Source organism: Aeromonas tecta (assembly GCF_000820185.1).
GTDB lineage: Bacteria > Pseudomonadota > Gammaproteobacteria > Enterobacterales > Aeromonadaceae > Aeromonas > Aeromonas tecta.
Map to the genome: position 1 here is coordinate 7,305 of NZ_CDCA01000016.1, position 19,402 is coordinate 26,706.

Annotated in this window: 24 protein-coding genes and 1 pseudogene; 14 read left to right on the forward strand and 11 right to left on the reverse strand. The window is 62.0% G+C overall.

Annotated elements, in window-relative coordinates:
* Together BN1137_RS03495 and BN1137_RS03500 are read right to left on the reverse strand one after the other, a co-directional pair.
* Positions 1-1,011, reverse strand: a pseudogene (locus tag BN1137_RS03495) (class I poly(R)-hydroxyalkanoic acid synthase); the annotation flags it as partial.
* A 90-nt stretch (positions 1,012-1,101) separates the two neighbouring features.
* Positions 1,102-1,452, reverse strand: a complete 351-nt coding sequence (locus BN1137_RS03500) for a phasin family protein (protein WP_050717266.1) — start codon at positions 1,450-1,452, stop codon at positions 1,102-1,104.
* 301 nt (positions 1,453-1,753) lie between these two features.
* On the opposite strand from BN1137_RS03500, the gene BN1137_RS03505 reads away from it, so the two are divergent.
* The 3 genes from BN1137_RS03505 (at position 1,754) to pdxY (ending at position 4,366) form a co-directional block, all read left to right on the forward strand.
* Positions 1,754-2,311, forward strand: coding sequence for a VC2662 family protein (locus BN1137_RS03505; RefSeq protein ID WP_050717267.1), 558 nt, complete (start codon positions 1,754-1,756; stop codon positions 2,309-2,311).
* Positions 2,312-2,400: 89 nt separating this feature from the next.
* Positions 2,401-3,156 (forward strand): DUF429 domain-containing protein, encoded by a 756-nt coding sequence (locus BN1137_RS03510; protein WP_050717268.1) that lies wholly within the window; start codon positions 2,401-2,403, stop codon positions 3,154-3,156.
* A gap of 346 nt (positions 3,157-3,502) precedes the next feature.
* The gene (pdxY, locus tag BN1137_RS03515; RefSeq protein WP_050717269.1) at positions 3,503-4,366 is read left to right on the forward strand and encodes a pyridoxal kinase PdxY; all 864 of its coding nucleotides are present in this window, start codon (positions 3,503-3,505) and stop codon (positions 4,364-4,366) included.
* Positions 4,367-4,405: 39 nt separating this feature from the next.
* Here pdxY and BN1137_RS03520 read toward each other — a convergent pair whose 3' ends face one another.
* The 4 genes from BN1137_RS03520 to cyaB all read right to left on the reverse strand — a co-directional run bounded on the left by BN1137_RS03520 (position 4,406) and on the right by cyaB (position 6,487).
* On the reverse strand, positions 4,406-4,720 hold the full coding sequence (locus BN1137_RS03520) for an antibiotic biosynthesis monooxygenase family protein (protein ID WP_050717270.1): 315 nt from the start codon (positions 4,718-4,720) through the stop codon (positions 4,406-4,408).
* Between the two features lie 172 nt (positions 4,721-4,892).
* Entirely contained in the window at positions 4,893-5,399 is a 507-nt protein-coding gene (locus BN1137_RS03525) for a GNAT family N-acetyltransferase (RefSeq protein WP_050717271.1), read from the reverse strand.
* Positions 5,400-5,528: 129 nt separating this feature from the next.
* The gene (locus tag BN1137_RS03530; protein ID WP_050717272.1) at positions 5,529-5,921 is read right to left on the reverse strand and encodes an NUDIX hydrolase; all 393 of its coding nucleotides are present in this window, start codon (positions 5,919-5,921) and stop codon (positions 5,529-5,531) included.
* 11 nt (positions 5,922-5,932) lie between these two features.
* Positions 5,933-6,487, reverse strand: a complete 555-nt coding sequence (cyaB, locus tag BN1137_RS03535) for a class IV adenylate cyclase (protein WP_050717273.1) — start codon at positions 6,485-6,487, stop codon at positions 5,933-5,935.
* Between the two features lie 278 nt (positions 6,488-6,765).
* Here cyaB and BN1137_RS03540 point away from each other — a divergent pair, with 278 nt between their 5' ends.
* From BN1137_RS03540 to BN1137_RS03560, 5 genes are all read left to right on the forward strand, one after another.
* Complete coding sequence (locus BN1137_RS03540) at positions 6,766-7,611, forward strand: DUF5718 family protein (RefSeq protein ID WP_050717274.1); 846 nt, start codon at positions 6,766-6,768, stop codon at positions 7,609-7,611.
* Positions 7,612-7,864: 253 nt separating this feature from the next.
* Positions 7,865-8,197, forward strand: coding sequence for a YnfA family protein (locus BN1137_RS03545; protein WP_050717275.1), 333 nt, complete (start codon positions 7,865-7,867; stop codon positions 8,195-8,197).
* A 21-nt stretch (positions 8,198-8,218) separates the two neighbouring features.
* Positions 8,219-8,665: a GNAT family N-acetyltransferase gene (locus BN1137_RS03550; protein WP_050717276.1), complete on the forward strand. Its 447-nt coding sequence runs from the start codon at positions 8,219-8,221 to the stop codon at positions 8,663-8,665.
* A 63-nt stretch (positions 8,666-8,728) separates the two neighbouring features.
* The gene (locus BN1137_RS03555) at positions 8,729-9,223 is read left to right on the forward strand and encodes a GNAT family N-acetyltransferase (protein WP_050717277.1); all 495 of its coding nucleotides are present in this window, start codon (positions 8,729-8,731) and stop codon (positions 9,221-9,223) included.
* Entirely contained in the window at positions 9,220-9,687 is a 468-nt protein-coding gene (locus tag BN1137_RS03560; RefSeq protein ID WP_050717278.1) for an ASCH domain-containing protein, read from the forward strand. The genes BN1137_RS03555 and BN1137_RS03560 overlap by 4 nt, the downstream gene beginning before the upstream one ends.
* A 93-nt stretch (positions 9,688-9,780) precedes the next feature.
* Here the strand turns inward: BN1137_RS03560 and BN1137_RS03565 are convergent, their stop codons facing one another.
* Positions 9,781-11,199 (reverse strand): DEAD/DEAH box helicase, encoded by a 1,419-nt coding sequence (locus BN1137_RS03565; RefSeq protein WP_050717279.1) that lies wholly within the window; start codon positions 11,197-11,199, stop codon positions 9,781-9,783.
* A gap of 161 nt (positions 11,200-11,360) precedes the next feature.
* Positions 11,361-11,837: a glutathione peroxidase gene (locus BN1137_RS03570; protein WP_050717280.1), complete on the reverse strand. Its 477-nt coding sequence runs from the start codon at positions 11,835-11,837 to the stop codon at positions 11,361-11,363.
* Between the two features lie 233 nt (positions 11,838-12,070).
* Between BN1137_RS03570 and BN1137_RS03575 the strand changes: the two genes are divergently transcribed.
* Both BN1137_RS03575 and BN1137_RS03580 read left to right on the forward strand, forming a co-directional pair.
* The gene (locus BN1137_RS03575; RefSeq protein ID WP_050717281.1) at positions 12,071-12,679 is read left to right on the forward strand and encodes a 2OG-Fe(II) oxygenase; all 609 of its coding nucleotides are present in this window, start codon (positions 12,071-12,073) and stop codon (positions 12,677-12,679) included.
* 192 nt (positions 12,680-12,871) lie between these two features.
* Entirely contained in the window at positions 12,872-13,855 is a 984-nt protein-coding gene (locus BN1137_RS03580; protein ID WP_050717282.1) for a D-alanine--D-alanine ligase, read from the forward strand.
* Between the two features lie 82 nt (positions 13,856-13,937).
* On the opposite strand, the gene BN1137_RS03585 is transcribed toward BN1137_RS03580, so the two are convergent.
* On the reverse strand, positions 13,938-14,351 hold the full coding sequence (locus tag BN1137_RS03585) for a VOC family protein (RefSeq protein WP_050717283.1): 414 nt from the start codon (positions 14,349-14,351) through the stop codon (positions 13,938-13,940).
* Positions 14,352-14,536: 185 nt separating this feature from the next.
* Between BN1137_RS03585 and BN1137_RS03590 the strand changes: the two genes are divergently transcribed.
* Together BN1137_RS03590 and BN1137_RS03595 are read left to right on the forward strand one after the other, a co-directional pair.
* Positions 14,537-15,316, forward strand: coding sequence for a tRNA-uridine aminocarboxypropyltransferase (locus tag BN1137_RS03590; protein WP_050717284.1), 780 nt, complete (start codon positions 14,537-14,539; stop codon positions 15,314-15,316).
* Positions 15,317-15,470: 154 nt separating this feature from the next.
* On the forward strand, positions 15,471-16,250 hold the full coding sequence (locus tag BN1137_RS03595; RefSeq protein ID WP_050717285.1) for a TSUP family transporter: 780 nt from the start codon (positions 15,471-15,473) through the stop codon (positions 16,248-16,250).
* 77 nt (positions 16,251-16,327) lie between these two features.
* On the opposite strand, the gene BN1137_RS03600 is transcribed toward BN1137_RS03595, so the two are convergent.
* Positions 16,328-17,194, reverse strand: coding sequence for a LysR family transcriptional regulator (locus tag BN1137_RS03600; RefSeq protein WP_050717286.1), 867 nt, complete (start codon positions 17,192-17,194; stop codon positions 16,328-16,330).
* A 51-nt stretch (positions 17,195-17,245) separates the two neighbouring features.
* The gene (locus tag BN1137_RS03605; RefSeq protein ID WP_050717287.1) at positions 17,246-18,163 is read right to left on the reverse strand and encodes a DMT family transporter; all 918 of its coding nucleotides are present in this window, start codon (positions 18,161-18,163) and stop codon (positions 17,246-17,248) included.
* Positions 18,164-18,330: 167 nt separating this feature from the next.
* On the opposite strand from BN1137_RS03605, the gene BN1137_RS03610 reads away from it, so the two are divergent.
* Positions 18,331-19,209 (forward strand): helix-turn-helix domain-containing protein, encoded by an 879-nt coding sequence (locus BN1137_RS03610; RefSeq protein WP_408605524.1) that lies wholly within the window; start codon positions 18,331-18,333, stop codon positions 19,207-19,209.
* A 59-nt stretch (positions 19,210-19,268) separates the two neighbouring features.
* Complete coding sequence (locus BN1137_RS23010) at positions 19,269-19,391, forward strand: hypothetical protein (RefSeq protein ID WP_269745106.1); 123 nt, start codon at positions 19,269-19,271, stop codon at positions 19,389-19,391.
* Positions 19,392-19,402 lie beyond the last annotated feature (11 nt).

A 19,402-nucleotide genomic window follows, 5' to 3' on the forward strand; every position in this document is an offset into this window, starting at 1 on the left:
CTGGCGGCGCGCCGCCAGCCAGCCCATGGCCAAAGAGAGCGCCGTGCCGCCGATGCAATAGCCGATGCCGTGCACCTCGCGCTCCCCGGTCGCCGCTTCGACCCCGTCCATGGCGGCGATGACGCCATCCACCACGTAGTCGTCGAGATCGATCTGGGCCTGCTCCACCCCCGGATTGCGCCAGGAGATCATGAACACCGTCTGGCCCTGAGCCACCAGCCAGGCGACCAGCGAGTTCTGGGGCCGCATGTCCATGATGTAGTACTTGTTGATGAAGGGGGGCACGATCAGCACCGGGGTCTTGGCCACGGTTTCCGTGGTCGGGCTGTACTGGATCAGCTCATAGAGCTCGGTACGTTGCACCACCCGGCCCGGGGTAGTCGCCAGATCCCGCCCCAGTTCGAAGGCCGTCTCATCGGTCAGCCGGATGTTGAGCTGATCGGCGCTGCGCTCCAGATCCTCGGCCAGCAGGGCCAGCCCGCGCACCAGATTCTGGCCGTCGGACTCAAGGGTGAGCTTGAGCAGCTCCGGGTTGGTCGCCAAGAAGTTGCTGGGGGCCATGGCATTGAGGTACTGGCGGGTGAAAAAGCGCAGCCGCTCCCGGCTCTTCTGCGGTATGCCATCCAGCGCATCCACCGACGCCAGCAGGTGCTTGGCGGTCAGCAGATAAGATTGCTTGAGGTAGTCGTAAATGGGCTGTTCGCTCCAGGCCTCGGCCTTGAAGCGGCGATCCCCCAGATCCGGATGGATCACCGGCTCGCTCTCCTGGCCGGCGCTCTTGAGCAGGGTGTGCTGCACCAGCTTGAGCTGATCCTGCCACCAGTTCATCTGGGCGTGGATCAACTGGCCGGGCTGTTGACTGCTCTGCTCCAGCACCTGGCCGAGATCGTCCAGGCTGGTCTGCAACAAGGCCTGGGCGGTGCGCTCGGTCTGCGCCTTGGCCATGTCCAGCAGCTTGTCATTGTAGTGGGCCAGGGCCTCGAACAGCGGGCCGTAGGATGGTTGGCTCATGTTCTCTCCTTCACCCATGCCCGTGGCGGGACTAGCCCGTCATAAGGTGTCATGGGGAGATGTGGCTGCCCGAGCGGGCAGCCAGGGTTATCAGGCCTTGCCCGTGGTCTTTTTGATACCATCAGCGGTCAGGACATCCAGCTCTTCCTTGAACTGCAAACCGAGGGCGTTGAGCTTCTGGATGTCATCCAGCATCTGGCGGGAGAGTTGACTGGCGGTTTCCAGCTGCACTGTGCCAAGGGCGGCCAGGCTCTGGGCATCCTGCACCTTGCCCGCGCTCTGCAACTGGTTGATCCCCAGTTCGGCATAGGCGTTGGCGGAGGCCAATTGCAGGCGGGTCAGCTGCTCAATATTGCTGGCCAGCAACTGGTTGTAGCGGGTGAGGGGAGCGGCGAAGCCTTGCATCTGCTCGGTAAAGCTCTTGAGGATATCCATATTCATCATGCGTCTCCATTTCGGCAGAACTGTATTGTTATGAGCCTGCAGGCTCTCTTTGTTGGGTACAACTTGTCATCCCTGTTCACGTGTCATTTACTCTGTTCAAACGCACGTTTAACCATCATGTTACGAAATATGGTTTGGTGTAAATAACATAAATGTTAATTTCAGTTTGAATTTTGATTTCATCTGCATCTACCGGGCGTGGTCAGACGAGGGGTGACGCACTCTGGCCGGATCGATCTCGTGCCTCTGGCGGGCCACTGGTAGGCTGACACGTCACTCAGCTCCCAAGGAATGTTCGATGAAATCTCTTGCCCTGCTGCTCGGTTGCAGCGCGCTGGCCGGTGTCGCCCAGGCCAGCACCCCGGTCCAGGTCTCGCTACCCGGCATCAACCTGCCTGCTTCCCATCAGGTCGAAGGGGTGCGTGGCTCCTTCCTCTATGGTCGAACCGGTCAGGTGAAAGGGCTGGATCTGCCGATTTTCGCGCTCTCCGACGTGGATCAGCTCAGCGGCTTGCAGCTCGGCATCTTCTTCGGGGCGGGCAGGGTGCGTCATCAGTTTAACGGGGTTGCCATCAACGCCTTCAACTGGCATGAGGGGCAGGACACCGGGCTGAACCTCGGCTTCGTCAACCTGACCAATAATGTGCGGGGATTGAACTGGGGCGCGGTCAACATCGCCAAGGGCAATGCGCTGGCCAACGTGGGCTTCGTCAACTACGCCGAGCGCACCACTTTCCAGATCGGTTTCATCAATGCCACCAAGCATCTCGATGGCCTGCAGATTGGCCTGGCGAACTATGCCGAGAACGGCATCTTCCCCATCTTGCCGCTCATTAATTTCAAGAAATCCTTCTGAGCCATGGTCCGGCCTTGTGTTGATCTTGCATTAGCACAGGCAAGCATTACCCTGTGCTGCATCGATAGTGCAGAGAAAGTGATGGTGATATGACAACTGGGCATATGGATGCCATTGGCATCGGCTGGGATGTGAGAGGCTGGCAGGGCAATGCCCAGGCGGTGGCCGTGGTGGGTTGGCAGGCCCGTGAACAGCGGCTGCATTGGTTTGGCGTTTCCCCCCTGTTTCGGTTGAGCTCCCGGGTTGCCCCGGACCTGGACGCGCTGCTGCGCCCGGCGCTGCAAGACGAGATGCGACTGATGCAGGTGCTGGCCTGCCCGCAACTGGTGCTGGGCATCGATGCGCCGCTCGCCTTCCCAAGGGCGCTCATTGAGCTGCTGGCGGGGAGGGGAGGAGATTGCGCGGTGCCGCAACGGGAGATAGACAACCCTTACGCTTATCGGGACTGCGAACGCTGGTTGCATCGCCAGTATGGCAAGAAGCCGCTCTCGGCCACCTTCGACAGGCTGGGCAACAATGCCACCCTGGCGCTCTCCATGTTGCCGCGCCTCGCGGACTTGCAACTGGTGCCAAGCCGGGTGCCACAGGCCGAGCGGGCGGTGCTGGAGGTCTATCCGGCCCTGGCCAAGGTAGGTGGCAAGGCCTCCCCGGCCAGGACGGAGCTTGCCGCTAGCCTGCCAGAGGATGTCAGCCCAGGGACGGATCGCTATGACGCCGCCCTCTGCGCCCTGATGGCGCTGCAATACGCCGCCAAGGGCACCGTCTCTTTATTGCCACCTCTGGTCTCACCCGCTGCCGACTTCCCCCTGGACGAAGGCTGGGTCTATCACTTCGCCCGGGATTAAGCATCGGGCTTTAGCCTAAGTTATTGGCATACAACCACTTCTTGCTCTCTTCCTCCCTGTTTTTCCCCTTATTTCAACAGCAGGCCCAAGGCTGGTTGTTGAAATATTGCTCTCATATGCCATCAAACTAGATGTTTGAATCACTGAATGACTCTGCGGCAGACGAGGGGACCTATTGAAAGAGGCAAAGCAGGGTGGCTGATGCCAGCGGCGCGATGGCGGGAAAATTCACCATCAGCGGGTTTTTTCCGGATCAAATGGCGGCTTATAGGGCGAATCACTGGAAGCGCCCTATCTTCATCCGATATATTGCCCCCTTTCCTGACGCTTCTCTGTGGTGGTTTCGATGAAACGCATTCTCTCTATCCAGTCCCACGTGGTTTTTGGCTGTGCCGGTAATAGCGCCGCCGTGTTTCCCATGCGCCGTCTCGGCATGGAAGTGTGGCCCATCAACACGGTGCAGTTCTCCAACCATACCCAGTACGCGGCGGGTTGGCAGGGAATGGCGATGCCGGCCGGTCACATCACGGCTCTGTGCAAGGGCTTGGCGGACATCGAGGTGCTGGGGCAGTGCGACGCCGTGCTGAGCGGCTATCTCGGTTCGGCCGAGCAGGGCGACGAGATCTTGGCGGTGGTGGCCGCGGTCAAGGCGGCCAATCCGGCGGCCATTTATTTCTGCGACCCTGTGATGGGCCATCCGGAGAAGGGCTGCATCGTCGCCCCCGGCGTGACCCGCTTTCTGACCGAGCAGGCGTTGCCGGTGGCAGACATCATGGCGCCAAACCTGCTGGAGCTGGAGACCCTGTGCGACACCCATCTGGCGGATCTGACCCAGACACGCGCCGCAGCTCATCAGTTGCTGGCAAAAGGTGTGCAGATGGTGCTGGTCAAGCATCTGGGCCGCGCCGCCAGTCAGCCTGGTCGCTTCGAGATGCTGCTGGCCACCGACGAGGGGGATTATCTGATCTCCCGCCCGCTCTACGAATTTGCCCGCCAGCCGGTGGGAGTGGGGGATCTCATCAGCGCCCTGATGCTGGCCAACCTGCAGGCGGGGCACGGCGCCGTGACGGCGTTTGAGCGCACCAACGCGGCGGTCGATGCGGTGCTGCTACGCACCTGGCAGGCCGATGCCTATGAGCTGCAGCTGATCGATGCGCAGTCGGCGTTCGCCGAACCTATCGTCGAGCATAGGGCCGAGCGGCTGGCCTAAGGAAGATGATCAGCCCACCATGCGGCGGGCTGATCAGCTTTACCTTTCCTGCACCGCGCCATCCAGAGTCACGGCCTGGAAATGCTCTACCGTGGGGAAGGGATGGTAGAAGTGGTGCAGCAGCGCCTTCCACTGCTGGTATTGGGGGGAACCCCGAAAGCCCTGGGTGTGATCCTCGAGCTGCTGCCAGTTGACCAGCAGCAAGTAGCGGTGCGGATCGGTCAATGAGCGTTGCAACTGGTGGCCCGCGTAGCCCGGCATGGTGCTGATGATGCGCTGGGCTTGCTCGAATGCCAGCTCAAAGGCGGCGCTCTGGCCCGGGATGATCTGCAGTGGGGCGACTTCCAATATCATGATGGCTCCTTGCCGTGCATTGATTGAAGGGCCATTTCAGCAATGAATGGCCCAATAAACAAGGCCAGCCGTGAGGCTGGCCTTGTTGTTGCCGGTAGCGGATAAAAAGACAGGCAAAAGACGGACAAAAGGGGATGAGCCATCACGCCGCCGGCGCGACGCTCTCTTTGCGTCACAGTTGCTTGTAGAAGAACTGGGTCGCCGCCAGCGAACCGTCGGCGCTTTGGGCGAAATTCGGGATCTGGCCCGCCTCCTGATAACCAAGCTGGCGATAGAGGCTGGAGGCTATATCACCGACCCGGGAGTCCAGCACCAGCAGGGTGCGATGGGCGTCGCGCGCTCCCTGCTCCATGGCCTCCATCAGGGCGCGGCCCACCCCCTTGCCACGGGCCTGGCTGTGCACCACCAGCTTTTCCACCTCGGCCCTGTGGCCGCCGTTGGCCTTGGTGCAGAGCGCCAGTTGCAAGGCGCCGACCAGATGGTGTTGATCGAAGGCGACCCAGAGTCTGCGCGCCCCATCGGCCAACTCAGCCTCGATGCCTTGCCAATATTCCAGCCCCTGCTCATCTTGCAGCGGTGGCAGGAAGCCCACCGAAGCACCGCTGGCCACGCTGTCTTGCAGCAGGGCGATCAGCGCCGGTTTGATGCCTCTGGTGCTATCAACCTCAATGATCTCCATTGACACTCCTCATCATTTCGCATCAATCAATTTGGCCAATAAAATCGGCTGTGAAGGGATCAAGTCCTGCCCCGTTAGCCAACGCAACGGCTGGTGGCACAAAAGAGACCTGCTCCATGGTGCCTGTGCTTAACGGAGAAGATCCTGCTCGACCAACCATTTGAACAATAACCGGGAGACGGGGGAGATCTCGTCCAGATGGCGGCTGTCGAGCCAGCGCAGCTCGGCGATCTCTGCCGAAGCAACCGGCGTCCCCTCGGCCTCGCCGGTATAACAGCGCAGCCTCACGTTGACACCTGCCGGTTTGCCATCGGCCTGGGCACTGAACTCGCAGGCAAAGCGCAGCGTGTCGGGGCGCAAACTGACCGCCAGCTCCTCGTCGATTTCCCGGATGAGGGCCGCTTCGTCACTCTCGCCCGGCTCCCGTTTTCCGCCGGGAATATAGTAGATATCCTTGCCGTGAGAGCGCGCACACAGCAGTTGTTTATCCTTAAAACTGAGCCAGGCCAGCTTGTCTATCATGTTAACTCCTGTCATTTAAGTGAGTCATGCTGCTCGCACAGGGTGCGATAAGAGCGGGTCTCCCGTTGTTTGTCCTGCAGACCGAGCCGGGCCGCCAGTGCCAGCAACTGCTGGCGATACTCGGGCAGGGCCGATTCGTCGTCGGTCATGATGGCCAGCTCGGCGAAATCGCCGATCCCGGTCAGGTGATCCAGCGTCACATGGAAGGGGCCGACGAAGTAGATGCTGCGGCGTTTTTCCAGATGCAGCACCTGCTCATAGCCCAATGTGCGCAGCATGCTGCTGGCCTTGTCTGCGTCGCTGATATCGACTGCCTCGCAGCGATCCGGCTCAGGCCCTTTCAGGATCCAGAGGCGAATGCCGGAGGGCGCCATGGTGCGAATCACCAGGCTCTTGCCGTCCCGTGCCAGGGTGCGCTCTGGGCTGTCGAAGTAGCAGTCCTGCTCGTGATTGTCTTCCAGCATCACCTCGGGGGTGAGGGCGGCGAGGGCGCTCAGGAAAGTGGCGCGATCGGTCAGGCGGTACTTGAACTCCACTTCGAAGCGGCCTTGGAAATGTGTGGTCATGGCAGTGCACTCGGCGATAGGGCGGCAAATGAATAGCGCAGCCTAGCAAAAGAGCGGGCCTTGCCCAAGCGCCTGGATCACAGCCTGATGCTAATTGTCGCGTTTATAAGCAGCTGGCCTGGCAAAAGTTGGGCTGGCGCACAGCCTGCGGCAGGGCCGCTGGGCACGGTTCGGGGGCTGTGCTCTAATAAGTGCCTCTTTGGCGGTAGTCTCAACTCCGACGCCGCCCATGCACAACGACAACGGCGGCGACTGAGTCGACGCGAGTGGAGCCCTGGATGCAGATCACGCAATTGAGCAACTTTATCGGATTGGGGGTCGCGGGCAACTTCGCCGGCCACCTGGAGCAGGCGGGCGAGGCGGCCGATTTCGTCGCCGTCAAAGTCACCGACAAGGTGGCTCCCAAGGCGCTGTTTCCCTTCTATGTGCCGTCCCATCCGGGTCAGCTGGGTGTCTTCCCCCTGAGCAGCGATGCCATCTTCCTGCCAGAGGCGGCGGTGAGCGGCGATGAGAAGGTGCAGATAGAGCCGGAAGTGGCGCTCTGGTGCGAGCTGGAATATGCAGGTGAGCAGGTGGTGGCCATCCACCCGCGTGCCTTTGGCGCCTATAACGACTGCTCCATCCGTCGTCCCAACGCCAAAAAAATCAGCGAGAAGAAGAACTGGGGCCCAGAGAGCAAGGGGCTGGCCACCAATCTCTTGCCGCTGTCCGGTTTTGCCAAGGGCTGCGAGCTCGATGATTACCGCATCGCCTGCTATCTGGAGCGCGATGGGGAGCTTCATCCTTACGGCGTTGACAGCGCGGCGGTGGATTACAGCTACTTCCACGGCCAGCTGCTGGACTGGGCCATCGACAAGTTCAACCATCAACAGGACGAAGGCCCGGCCGAGCACATCCAGGGGCTGCTGGCCCAGGCGGGCCGCCCGAGCCATGCCCTCATCAGCATTGGCGCCACCCGCTACACCCCGTTCGGCGAGACCCACTTCCTGCAACCCGGCGACACCGCCTGTGTGCTGGTCTACCCGGGTAGCCGTTACGGCGAGCAGGATATTCGCACCGCCATCCGTGCCCGCAGCTTCGGTCCGGACGTCTCGGTGTTGCTGCAGGCGGTCAAGACCCGCTGATGCCGACACAAGGCCCGCCACCCGGCGGGCCTTGTGGTTTGGCCCAACCGCACTGGCCGTTCAGCTCTTTTTTGCCTCTCTGTGTCTCCCCAGCCTTGCCTTTATCCCCCCACATCAGAGTGTTTGCTCTGCGTCTCCCGCGCCTTGCGTTGTCCCATGGCGCACTACCCGCTAAAGCCGATTGCAGTAACCTGATATAACAGTATGATTTACCGAAAGAAGTCCATTCTGTTTGCAAGGATCCCCCGTATTCATGGTCGAACTCAAGACCCTGGCCCTGTTTCTGGTGACTGCCGTCGCCGAAATTGTGGGCTGTTATCTGCCGTATCTGTGGCTGACCCAGGGCAAGAGCATCTGGCTGCTGCTGCCCGCGGCCCTGAGCCTGGCCCTGTTTGCCTGGCTGCTCTCCCTGCACCCGACCGCCGCCGGGCGCGTCTATGCCGCCTATGGTGGCGTCTATATCTTCGTGGCCATCCTCTGGCTCTGGGCCGTGGATGGCATCCGGCCCAGCCTGTGGGATCTGGTGGGGGCCGGGGTGGCGCTCGTCGGCATGGCCATCATCATGTTTGCCCCAAGGCCGGCATAAGGCGAGATCAGGAGAAGCACTATGGTGGTGATCAGGGAGTGTGAAGCGCAGGACCTGGCCGGGCTGCTGGCCCTCTATCGGGAGCTGAGATCCCAGGATCCGGTATTGAGCGAGTTGGCCGCAAAGGAGGGGCTGGCGGCGCTGCTAAGCCAACCCCATACCCGCATTATGGTGGCCTTGGTGGAGGGCCAATTGGTATCTAGCTGTCAGCTCGGGGTGATCCCGACCCTGACCAACGGTGGTAGGCCCTTCGGCATCATAGAGCACGTCATCACAGGCGCGGCGTTTCGCCGCCAGGGACTGAGCCATCAGCTGCTCGAACGTACCCTGGCGCTCGCCTGGGAGCTCGGTTGCTACAAGGTGATGCTGCTCTCCGGCGAGGGGCGCGAAGCGGCCCATCGCCTCTACGAGGGGCTGGGTTTCAAGGCCGGCATCGAGCGGGGTTTTGTCATCAAGGCGCCGCAGTAGGCAATATGCTCCCCCCTGTAGCGCCAGATCATGGGCACTTTCCCACAACACATTGAGGTAGCGATGAAGATTGAAGCCGCACGCAAATGCGATCACCAGGCCCTTATCACCCTCTGGGAGGACTCGGTGCGTGCCAGCCACCACTTCCTGCAAGAAGCCGACATCGCGGCGCTCAGACCCCTGATCCTCGATCACTATTTCGATGCCGTGACCCTGAACTGTGCCAGAGGGGAAAATGGCGAGATCGTCGGCTTTATCGGGGTGCTGGATGGCAATATCGAGATGCTGTTCGTGGCTCCCGAGGCGATGGGGCAAGGGGTTGGCCGCCAACTGGTGGCCCACGCCATCTCTGAGCTTGGGGCTCGCCGAGTGGATGTGAACGAGCAAAACGAGCAGGCGCTGGCGTTCTATCGACGGATGGGCTTCGTGGTGGTGGGACGCTCGCCACTGGATGGGGAGGGCAGGCCCTATCCACTGCTGCATATGGCGCTGGCGCCTCGCGAGGAGGATCTGCCCGCTCAGCACCTGGCGACCAATCGGGGTGAGGATCCGTCATGACCCCGAGCCAGCAGGCCTTTATGGATGCCTATCTGTCCACCCTGAGCGCGGCACAGCGCAGCGCCATTCCCCAGCTGGTGGCGGAGCATTTCTGCGCCGATGAAGCCAATGCCAACGAATGTGCCAAGCTGATCGCGGCCGGCATCAAGCGCGCCTCCTGCAGCCTGAAGGCCGCCTATGAAAAAGAGCAGGAGCCGCTGCCCCAGGTGGGCAGGCTCTGCCTGGTACTGAGCTGGGCCCAGCAGCCGGTCTGCATCGTCCGGCTGACCGAGGTGTCAGTCTGTCCTTTCGAGGCGGTGGATGCAGCGTTTGCTGCTGCCGAAGGGGAGGGTGATGGCACGCTTGTGTGGTGGCGCGATGCTCATATGGCGTTTTTCACTGCCTTTGCACGGGAGGTCGGCGTGCCTTTCAACCCGCAATCGGAGCTGGTGCTCGAGCGCTTCGAGAAGGTCTATCCCGGCTAGCCAATAGTTGCTAGCCAATGGTTGCTAGCAGAGGGTCGGGAGACATAAAAAAACCGCCATCTGGCGGTTTTTTTATTGTGCGGACTCAACCCGTTACTCCTCGTTGGAGTTGTCCTGGTAGTCGTCGCGCTGGGTCTTGGGCAAGCGGCGCATCGGGGTGAAGCCGATATCTTCCCCCACGATCTCACGCTTGCGCGACGGCGCCGGCTTCTTGGGCGCATCGCCCTTGGGCTTGGCGGCACCTGGCTTGGCCTTGCCCTTGGCGCCCGGCTTGTCTTTGCCGAACTTGGCATTGTGCTTGGCGTTGGCATGGCCACGATCCCGCGACGGGTTCTGCAGCGGCTTGTTGCCCGGCAGGGTCTGACGAGTCAGCTTGCCGCTCGGCTCGTAGCCTTCCAGGATCTCGCTGGGAATGGTCTGGCCAATCAGCGATTCGATGATCTTGAGCTGCTCGTGCTCATCCAGGCTCACCAGGGAGATGGCCTCGCCGCCACGCCCGGCCCGGCCGGTACGACCGATGCGGTGAATGTAATCCTCGGCCACCTGGGGCAGCTCGAAGTTGATCACGTGGGGCAGGTGGTCGATGTCCAGACCCCGGGCGGCGATGTCGGTCGCGACCAGCACCCGCACCTTGCCTTCACGGAAATCCGCCAGCGCCCGGTTACGGGCACCCTGGGTCTTGTCGCCGTGGATGGCGACGGTATTGAGACCGTCTTTTACCATCTGCTCGGCGAGACGGTCGGCAATCTGCTTGGTGCGCACAAACACCAGCACCCGCTGCCAGTTGCCACGGCCAATCATGTGGGAGAGCAGCTCGCGCTTGCGCTCGCGATCCACCTTGATGATGCGCTGGTTGACCTGTTCGGCGGTGGAGTTGCTCGGGCTCACCTCGATGAGGGTCGGGTCTTTGAGCAGATCGTCCGCCAGCGCCTTGATGTCATCGGAGAAGGTGGCGGAGAACAGCAGGGTCTGCCGCTCTTCCGGCAGCGCCTTCATGATGCGGCGAATGTCGGTGATAAAGCCCATGTCGAGCATGCGATCCGCTTCATCGAGCACCAGCACTTCCAGCGAGCTCAGGGTGAGGGCGCGCTGGGTCAGCAGATCCAGCAGGCGACCTGGGGTTGCGACCAGGATGTCGACCCCGAGTTTGATGGCATCGAGGTTTGGCTTGATGCTAACGCCGCCGTAGGCAATCAGGGTACGAAATGGCAGGTGGTGGGCATATTTGATGATGCTCTCACCCACCTGGGCGGCCAGCTCACGGGTTGGCGTCAGCACCAGGGCGCGGACCTGACGACGACCGCCACGGCCATGGTTGGCCAGCAGGCGATGCAACATGGGCAGGGTGAAACCGGCCGTCTTGCCTGTGCCTGTCTGGGCGCCGCCCAGCACGTCCTGTCCTGCCAGAATGGCGGGAATGGCTTGCTGCTGGATGGGGGTTGGCTGTTCGTAACCCAGCTCCTTGACGGCCCGCAGAATATGCGGTGACAGACCCAGTTCATTGAATGACATGTTCGAGAGAAACTCCGAGCCTTGGGCTCAACAGGGGCGGCGCATCGGTGGCCGCCACGACATGGAAAAGATTATGGGCGTGTAATATAGCAGAACTGCGGCGTCTGCGCAGTAACAGCGTCGTGGTGCTGCGCGAGTCGCCGTTGCCGATTTTCAGGGGATCAGAGCAGGGCGCGGATCTCTTCTACCAGGCTGTCGGGTTTGGTCTGGGGGGCGAACCGCTCCACCACCTCGCCTTCGCGGTTGATGAGGAACTTGGTGAAGTTCCACTTGATAGCCTCGATGCCCAGCAGCCCCGGTTTTTGCTGTTTGAGCCAGCGGTAGAAGGGGTGAGCCTGCTCGCCGTTGACCTCGCACTTGGCCATGAGCGGGAAGCTGACCGGGTAATCCACCGAGCAGAAGCGGGCGATCTCCTCGGCGTCCCCCGGCTCCTGATGACCGAACTGATCGCAGGGGAAACCCAGGATCACCAACCCCTGTGGGCCGAATTGGCGGTAGAGCGCCTCCAGCCCCTCATATTGGGGGGTGAAACCGCAGCGGCTGGCGACGTTGACCACCAGGGCAACCTGGCCTTGCAGGGCGCTGGTGGGAAAGTCGCTGCCATCGAGGCGTTGCAGGGAGACTGTGGGTAAGGGCATGGCGGGATCCTGTGGTGAATGGGATGAGCAAAGGCCGAAGAGGACGGCGCTGTGTAAGGCGACTCTTTGCACGTTAGCTGGCCCAGGGCGACGGGGCAAGGGGAACATCCAGGCCTAATACCCCGTTGCCGCTGCACATTGATGGTGGGACTTCTTAAGAGAAGCAAACCGGTTTGTGCCAGCGGCACTAAGTCGCTACAAAGCGCACTCTCTCCACTCGTTGCGAGTCACTCTTGGACTATCAAGCCGTCATGGATGCCATTTACACCCGAGGATGGGTGATAGTGGATGATTTCTTAACCCCCACCGAGGTGGATGCCCTGCGGGCCTGCCTGCCCGCAGACTGGCAACCGGCCGGCATCGGGCGGGAGGCATTGCATCAGGGTAACCCCGAGATCCGCCGCGATCAGATCCACTGGCTCGAGTCCGATCTCGGTGCGCCTGTGGTGGACTATCTGGCGCGCATGGAATCCCTGCGACTGGCCGCCAATCGCAGCCTGATGTTAGGGTTGTTTGACTACGAGGCCCATTTTGCCCGCTACCGGGAGGGGGATTTCTACGCCACCCATCGTGACGCCTTCGCCGGTCGCTCCAACCGTCGCCTCACCTCGGTGTTCTATCTCAACAACGGCTGGGCGCCAGAGGCGGGCGGGCTGCTGCGGGTCTATGACAACGACGAGCAGTTTCTGATGGACGTCTCGCCGAAGGGCGGGCGGCTGGTGTTGTTCCTGTCGGAAGAGTTTCCCCACGAGGTGCTGCCCGCCAGCCTCGAGCGTTACAGCATCGCCGGCTGGTTTAGGGTCAATGGCAACGGTGTGGGCCGCGTCGATCCGCCCCGCTGACCGCATTTCATCCAATTTTTGACCGATGCGATTATTTTTACGGGTCCGTGTGGGGTGATGGGCGTCCCATCAGCTGACAAGGCTTGATGTCCCTTGCTACACTGGCCCGCACTTGGCTTCGTCCAGTTTTTCAGTGTGGTTGGGTTATCAAATGGTCATGACGAAGCCGCTTTTCCCAAGGGATCATATCGAATGAAGAACATGCATGTCTTGCTGCTGTGCGGCGGCGGTGGCGCCGAGCACGAAGTCTCTCTGCGCAGTGCCAATTTCCTCGAGCAACAACTCGGCCTTCTGCCCGGAGTTGAAGTGACCCGGGTCGAGATGTTTGCCGATCGCTGGCTCAGCGCCGATGGCCGCGAGTGCAAGCTGGGGCTGGACAAGCTGCTCTCCTTTGACAGCGTGGCCCGTCCGGTGGATTACGTGGTGCCTTGCATCCACGGCTACCCGGGTGAGACCGGCGATCTGCAATCCTTCCTCGAGCTGGCGGGCCTGCCGTATCTGGGCTGCGACGCCGAGGCGAGCAAGATCTGCTTCAACAAGATCAGCACCAAGCTGTGGTTCTCCGCCCTTGGCATCCCCAACACCCCTTATCTGTTCTTGACCGAGCAGGACGAGGCCGGCATGAGCGATGCCAAAGCGGCGCTGGCCAAATGGGGCAAGGTGTTTATCAAGGCCGCCTCCCAGGGCTCTTCCGTGGGCTGCTACTCCGCCAGCAACGAAGCCGAGCTGGAGCAGGGCATCAAGGATGCGTTCGGTTACTCCGAGCAGGTATTGATCGAAAAAGCGGTCAAGCCTCGCGAGCTGGAAGTGGCGGTCTACCAGTACGGTGACGAGCTGGTGGCCACCTATCCGGGCGAGATCTGCGTGCCCACCGACAAGTTCTATACCTACGAAGAGAAATACAGCAGCGCCAGCCACACCGAGACCGCCTTGCGGGCCGAAGGGCTGAGCCAGGTGCAGTCCGATGCCATCCAGGCCTATGCCCTCAAGGCATTCCGTCAGCTCAAACTGACTCACCTGTCGCGCATCGACTTCTTCCTGACCGAAGAGGGTGAGATCCTGCTCAACGAGATCAACACCTTCCCGGGCATGACCTCCATCTCCATGTTCCCGAAACTGCTGGAGCATCACGGTCACAGCTTCGCGCACTTCCTCGAGCAGATCCTGCGTAAATAGCGCTTTCTGTTTCAAGCAAGAGGGGCCCAAGGGCCCCTCTGTCATTTCTGCGCCTGTATGGTCATCACATGGGCGTTATTTATTACATAGGGGCAGAGGTAAACAGCCAGATATGGGCGCCCTGGGGATCGGCAATCAGTGCCATGCGCCCGACGGTGGGGATGTCCATGGGTGGCACCACTACGCTGCCGCCATGCTGGGTCACCTTGGCGAGCCTGGCATCCACATCATCCACGGCGATGTAGGTAGCCCAGTGGGGTGGTATCCCTTCCATCTGCGGGTTGCCGCGAGTGGCCTGTACCCCGGCCACCGGCCGGCCGTTGGCGACCAGCATGGGGTAGTCGAACCCTTCCAGCGCGGTCTGCTGCACCTGCCAGCCGAGTACTTCGGTATAGAAACGGGCGCCGGCCTCGCCATCGGGCACATAGAGTTCGTGCCAGGTAAAGGTCGAGCCTTCGGCCAGGGCATGCTCCTTGGCCATGTCTTGTTCTGCCATCTTGTCCTCCTGTGTCCCATCAGGCTCCCGTACGTGGGATGATGGGGTGACGACCAAGTATAGAGTGGCGCGGCAGGGACGCCGCTCCGAGTCGGGGCTTGGCCACGCACCTTGCCCCCTGCAGATCCGCTCGTTACAATCTGGCCCCTTTCGTACCGCAACCTGCACCGCCGAGCCGCCTTCCTATGAAGCCAATCCCCGATCACGCCGTCAATCGCCTGCGCATCTGGCGCAAGAGCATCTCGACCCGACCCTTTCTCGCCCGTGGCGGCGCCGTACCCCGTTGTGAAGCCTGCCAGCTGCGCCATGCCTGGTGTGCCTGCGAATGGCGGCCAGAGCTCAAGGCTGAGGCGGGTTTTTGCCTGCTGATGTATGACAGCGAGCCGATGAAACCCTCTAACACCGGCCGTCTCATCGCCGATGTGCTGCCCGATACCACCTGGGCTTTTCTCTGGCAGCGCACCCAGCCCCATCCCGAATTGCTGGCCCTGCTGGCGGATCCCGCCTGGCAACCCTATGTGGTGTTTCCCGCCTGCGAGAAGGAGCCGGCGCGGCTGACCGAGCGGGTGACCCTGGCCAATGGCAAGAAGCCGCTGTTCATCCTGCTGGACGGCACCTGGCCCGAGGCGCGCAAGATGTTCAACATGAGCCCCTATCTGGACGGCTTTCCGGTGTTGTCGGTGCGCCCGGATGCGCTCTCTACCTACGGCATGCGGGTGGCCAATTGCGACGAGCACCTGTGCACTGCCGAGGTGGCGGCATGTGTGTTGGAGGTGGCCGGTGAGCTCAAGGCCGGTCAGGCTTTGCAGCATTGGTTTAATCTGTTCAGCAGCCGTTACATGGCCGGGCGAGTGAGCCGGGCACCCGGTGAAGACGAGACGCCGCTGTTGCAGGCCCTCGAAGCCATCAAGGGGGAGGGTATCCAGCAGGCTACCCCAGCTCTGCCAGGATCGGACGCCGCCTGAGCAACAGGGGTAGAATGGTGAAAATCAGGAATCGATTGGCTGCCATTGTTTCGTTAGCCTCATGAGCGAGAGCCCGCTAGGATAGCGGCCAGCTTGACTCATTCAGGTTCCCGGCGCCGGTGCGGCGGGCACTATCATCACACGAGGTCTATGGATGGAATTGGAACTGTACACCCTGGTCGCCCTGTTCGGGGTGGCCCTTGTCGCCGGCTTTATCGACGCCATCGCCGGGGGCGGCGGCCTCCTGACGGTGCCGGCCCTGCTGGCCACCGGCATGCCACCGGCCCTGGTGCTCGGCACCAACAAGTTGCAGAGCAGTTTCGGCTCCTTCTCCGCCACCTGGTTCTATGCCCGCAAGGGGCTGCTGGAGTGGAACATCATCTGGCCCGCGGTGATCTGCACCTTCATCGGTGCGGCGCTCGGCACCCTGGCGGTGCAGACCATAGACGCCGCCATTCTGGAGCGGTTGCTGCCCTTCCTGTTGATGGCGTTCGCCTGTTATTTCTTCTTCTCCCCCCGGGTGAGCGATGCCGAGAGCACTCGTCGCCTCACCCCCATGCTGTTTGCGCTGCTGGTGGGGGGCGGGGTCGGTTTCTACGACGGTTTCTTTGGGCCCGGCACAGGGTCGTTTTTTGCCATCGGCTTCGTGGCACTGGCGGGCTTTGGCATGGCGCGGGCCACGGCTCACACCAAGCTGCTGAACTTCACCTCCAACATCGCCTCCCTGCTATTTTTCGCCCTCGGCGGCAAGGTGGTGTGGAGCGTGGGATTCTGTATGGCGATTGGCCAATTCATCGGCGCCCGCGCAGGCTCCAAGCTGGTGCTGAAGAAGGGGGTGAAGCTCATAAAGCCGCTATTGGTGACCGTCTCCTTGTTAATGTCAGCCAAGCTGGTCTGGAGCCAGTATCCCGAGCTGTTTAGCTGGGTAAGCTAGGTGACGGGCTTTGCTACCGAGATTGAAAACAGGAAGGCCGCGTCATCGCGGCCTTCCTGTTTCTATCCGTTCCGTTTTTAGCGGCGCTCCTGTACCTGGGCGAAGTGCGTCCTGATCCCCTCGACCAGCCGGGCGATGCGCTCGCGCTTCAAACTGCTCTGTCGGTAAACCAGGTGCAGCGGGCGCCCCAACCCCGGCAAGGGCTGAGCCCGTTGACCCTGCTCACCGACCAGCGCCAGCAAGCCAGCCGGCAGCAGCACCGGGCCTATACCAGCCTTGGCGAGTTCAATCAGCGCCAGATAGGAGTCCAGCTCCATGGCCGGCACCAGCCCAAGCGCCGCCAGCGGCTCGCGCAGATAACGGTTGGAGGGATTATCCAGATCCATGGTCAGGATGGGCCGGCCCTGATCGCGCCTCGCCCCTTGCGCCTGATCGGCATCGTTCTCTCCCACCAGATAGAAGGGCTCCTCCAGCAACAGCTCGGCGCACAGCCCGTGGCCGGGAGGCAGCCGACCGGCGCAGATGCCGAGCAGGGCGTCGCCGCCGCGCACCCGGGCCAGGATCACCGGGGTGTGATGGGTGGACAGCGCAATGTGGGGATCCTGACTGAGGTATTGGTGCATGAAGCGGGCGAGGTAGCCTGCCAGCAGGGTCTCGGAGCAGGCGACGGGCAGGGGAGTGCGATCGGTCAGCGTCTGGCTGTCGGCCAGCACTCCCTTCATTTCCGCCAGGCTAGGCGCCACCCGGGCGAGCAGCTCAAGGGCCTGGGGGGTTAGCCGGATCTGGCGGCCATCCGGCTCGATGAGCTTCTTGCCGAGGCGCTGCTCAAGCTGGGCGATGCGTTTGCTCACCGCCGACTGGCTGATGTAGAGGCGACTGGCCACCTTGGCCATGGTGCCTTCGCTCGCCAGCAAGCTGAGTGTCTCCAGCCCTTCCAGTAACATATCGCCTCCCGTCATTCTCGTTGGAAGGCGTTACCTTAGGGGCTGGCGTGCTCAGGGGCAAGTGCCATTCGCCGCCTTGGCAGAGGGCCAACGCCAGCTCTTCAGGGGCGGGGCGAAGATCACCAGGTTGCCGAGCAGGCTGATCACCACGCCCACCACGGATACCGTCTGCCAGACGAAGCCCTCGTACAGAGTCGAGAGGCTGAGCGCCACCAGAGGGAACAGCACGGTGGCGTAGGCTGCCTTGCTGGCGCCGATGCGCCCCACCAGGGTGAGGTAGGCGGTGAAGGCGATGACGGAGCCGAAGATGGCCAGGTAGACCATGGCCGCCAGGTAGCGGGGTTCGGTCGGCAAGACCAGGGATTGGCCGAGTACAATGACCCAGCCTAAGAGCAAGACGACGCCGTACACCATGCCCCAGGGCACCATCTGCAGCACCTGATAGCCCTGGCGCTGGCCGCGGGCCGACACCAGATTGCCGAGCGAAAAGCAAAGCGTGCCCGCGCAGGAGAACAGCAGCCCCTTCCAGGCGTTGGCACCGAGCTGTGCATCCGCCAGCACAGGCCAGAACAGCAGCAGGGTGCCGACGAGTCCCAACACAGATCCCTGCAACCAGCGCAGCCCCGGCTTCTTGCCTTCGAACAGCCAGAGGTTGAGGCCGTTGAAGATGCTGGCACTGGCGAAGATCACCGCCGACAGGCCGCTCGGAATATAGAGGGTGGCGTGATAGAAGCAGAGGAAGTTGGTGGAAAACAGCAAGCCGCCGAGCAGGGCCGCGTAGCGCTGACCGGCCCAGGGCAGGCGTGGGAACTTGCCGCTTATCGTGAGCAGGGCAAACAGCGCCAATGCCGCCAGAGCGAAGCGGTAGAGCACCGAGACCTCGATGGGGATGGGGCCGAGCTGCCAAGCGATGGCAATCCAGGTGCTGCCCCAGATAAGAACGGTGGAAATATACAGCAACAGGTTCATAAGGGATCCGGTGAGATAAGGAGAACAGTATGGTGTTCAGCATGGGCTGACTGGGCCGCGCTGGCTTACAGCATCTTGCGGTTTTTTTGGCGGGGCCGCTGCGGCGGGCCGGGTCGCGGGGTAAGATGGGGCAGGATGATGCGCAAGGCACAGGCAGGTTGCAGCAGATGAGACAGGCGGGAGTATTCGATGCACTGGTCAGCACGGGGGCGCGGCTGGAGGATTCCTGCTGGCTGGAACCCGGGCTTGGCCTTGCCAGCTGGCGCAACTGTTACGATCAGACCCGCTACCACAAACCCGGTCATCACACGATCAGCGTCTACCTGCAGGGCGGCGAGCAGACCGAGCGGCTGGACGGGCCCGGTGGTCACGGCGGCACCGGCAAGGTGTGCATCATGCCGGATCACCACAGGTCGGAATGGCTGGTGCGCGAGGAGTTTCGCTTCTTCCACCTCTATTTCAGACCCGATCACCTCGGTCGCATCGCCGAGCAGGTTTGCGACAAGGAGGGGCGCCATCTACTGCTGGAAGACAAGACCTTCATCGAGGATCCCCAGGCCGCAGCCCTGGTGCAGGCCCAGCTGATGAAGCTGAACTGGCAGCACGGAGGCGATCGCATGGCGCTCTCCCACGGCGCCTGGATGCTGATGCTGCACGCCTATCGTCATCACACCCGGGAGGCGCCCAGCCTGCCCGAGGTGCGCGGCGGGCTGGCGCCCGTGGTGATCCGGCGGGTGCAGGAGTACCTGCTGGCCCATCTGGCCGACTCCATTACCTTGAGCGAGCTGGCCCAAGAGGCGGGCCTCAGCGAATACCACTTCGCCCGCATGTTCGGCCAGAGCCTGGGCTGTCCGCCTCATCGCTACCTGCTTGGATTGCGGCTCAAACGCGCCAAACAGCTGCTGGCGGGATCGGATCCCCTGGCCAGCATCGCCGTTCAGTGCGGTTTCTCCTCCCAGGCCCATCTTGGCAATCGCTTCCGGGAAGCCTTCGGCCTGAGCCCCGGTCAGTGGCGCAGCCAACTGTCATCCCATTGTCACGGATGAGTCGCACACTGCTTGGGTAACGGCAGCCTGGCTGCCCCTTTTCCTCAAAGGAGTGCCCATTGAATCATCGCAAGCGTCAGGTCCGTACCCGCCACCTCTGGTTCAGCCACTGGAATGGCCCCAAGACGCGTCTCTGTGTCCCCGCCGCCCCCGAACCCCTCGTTCCTCACAGTTCCCGCTGAAATCACCACGA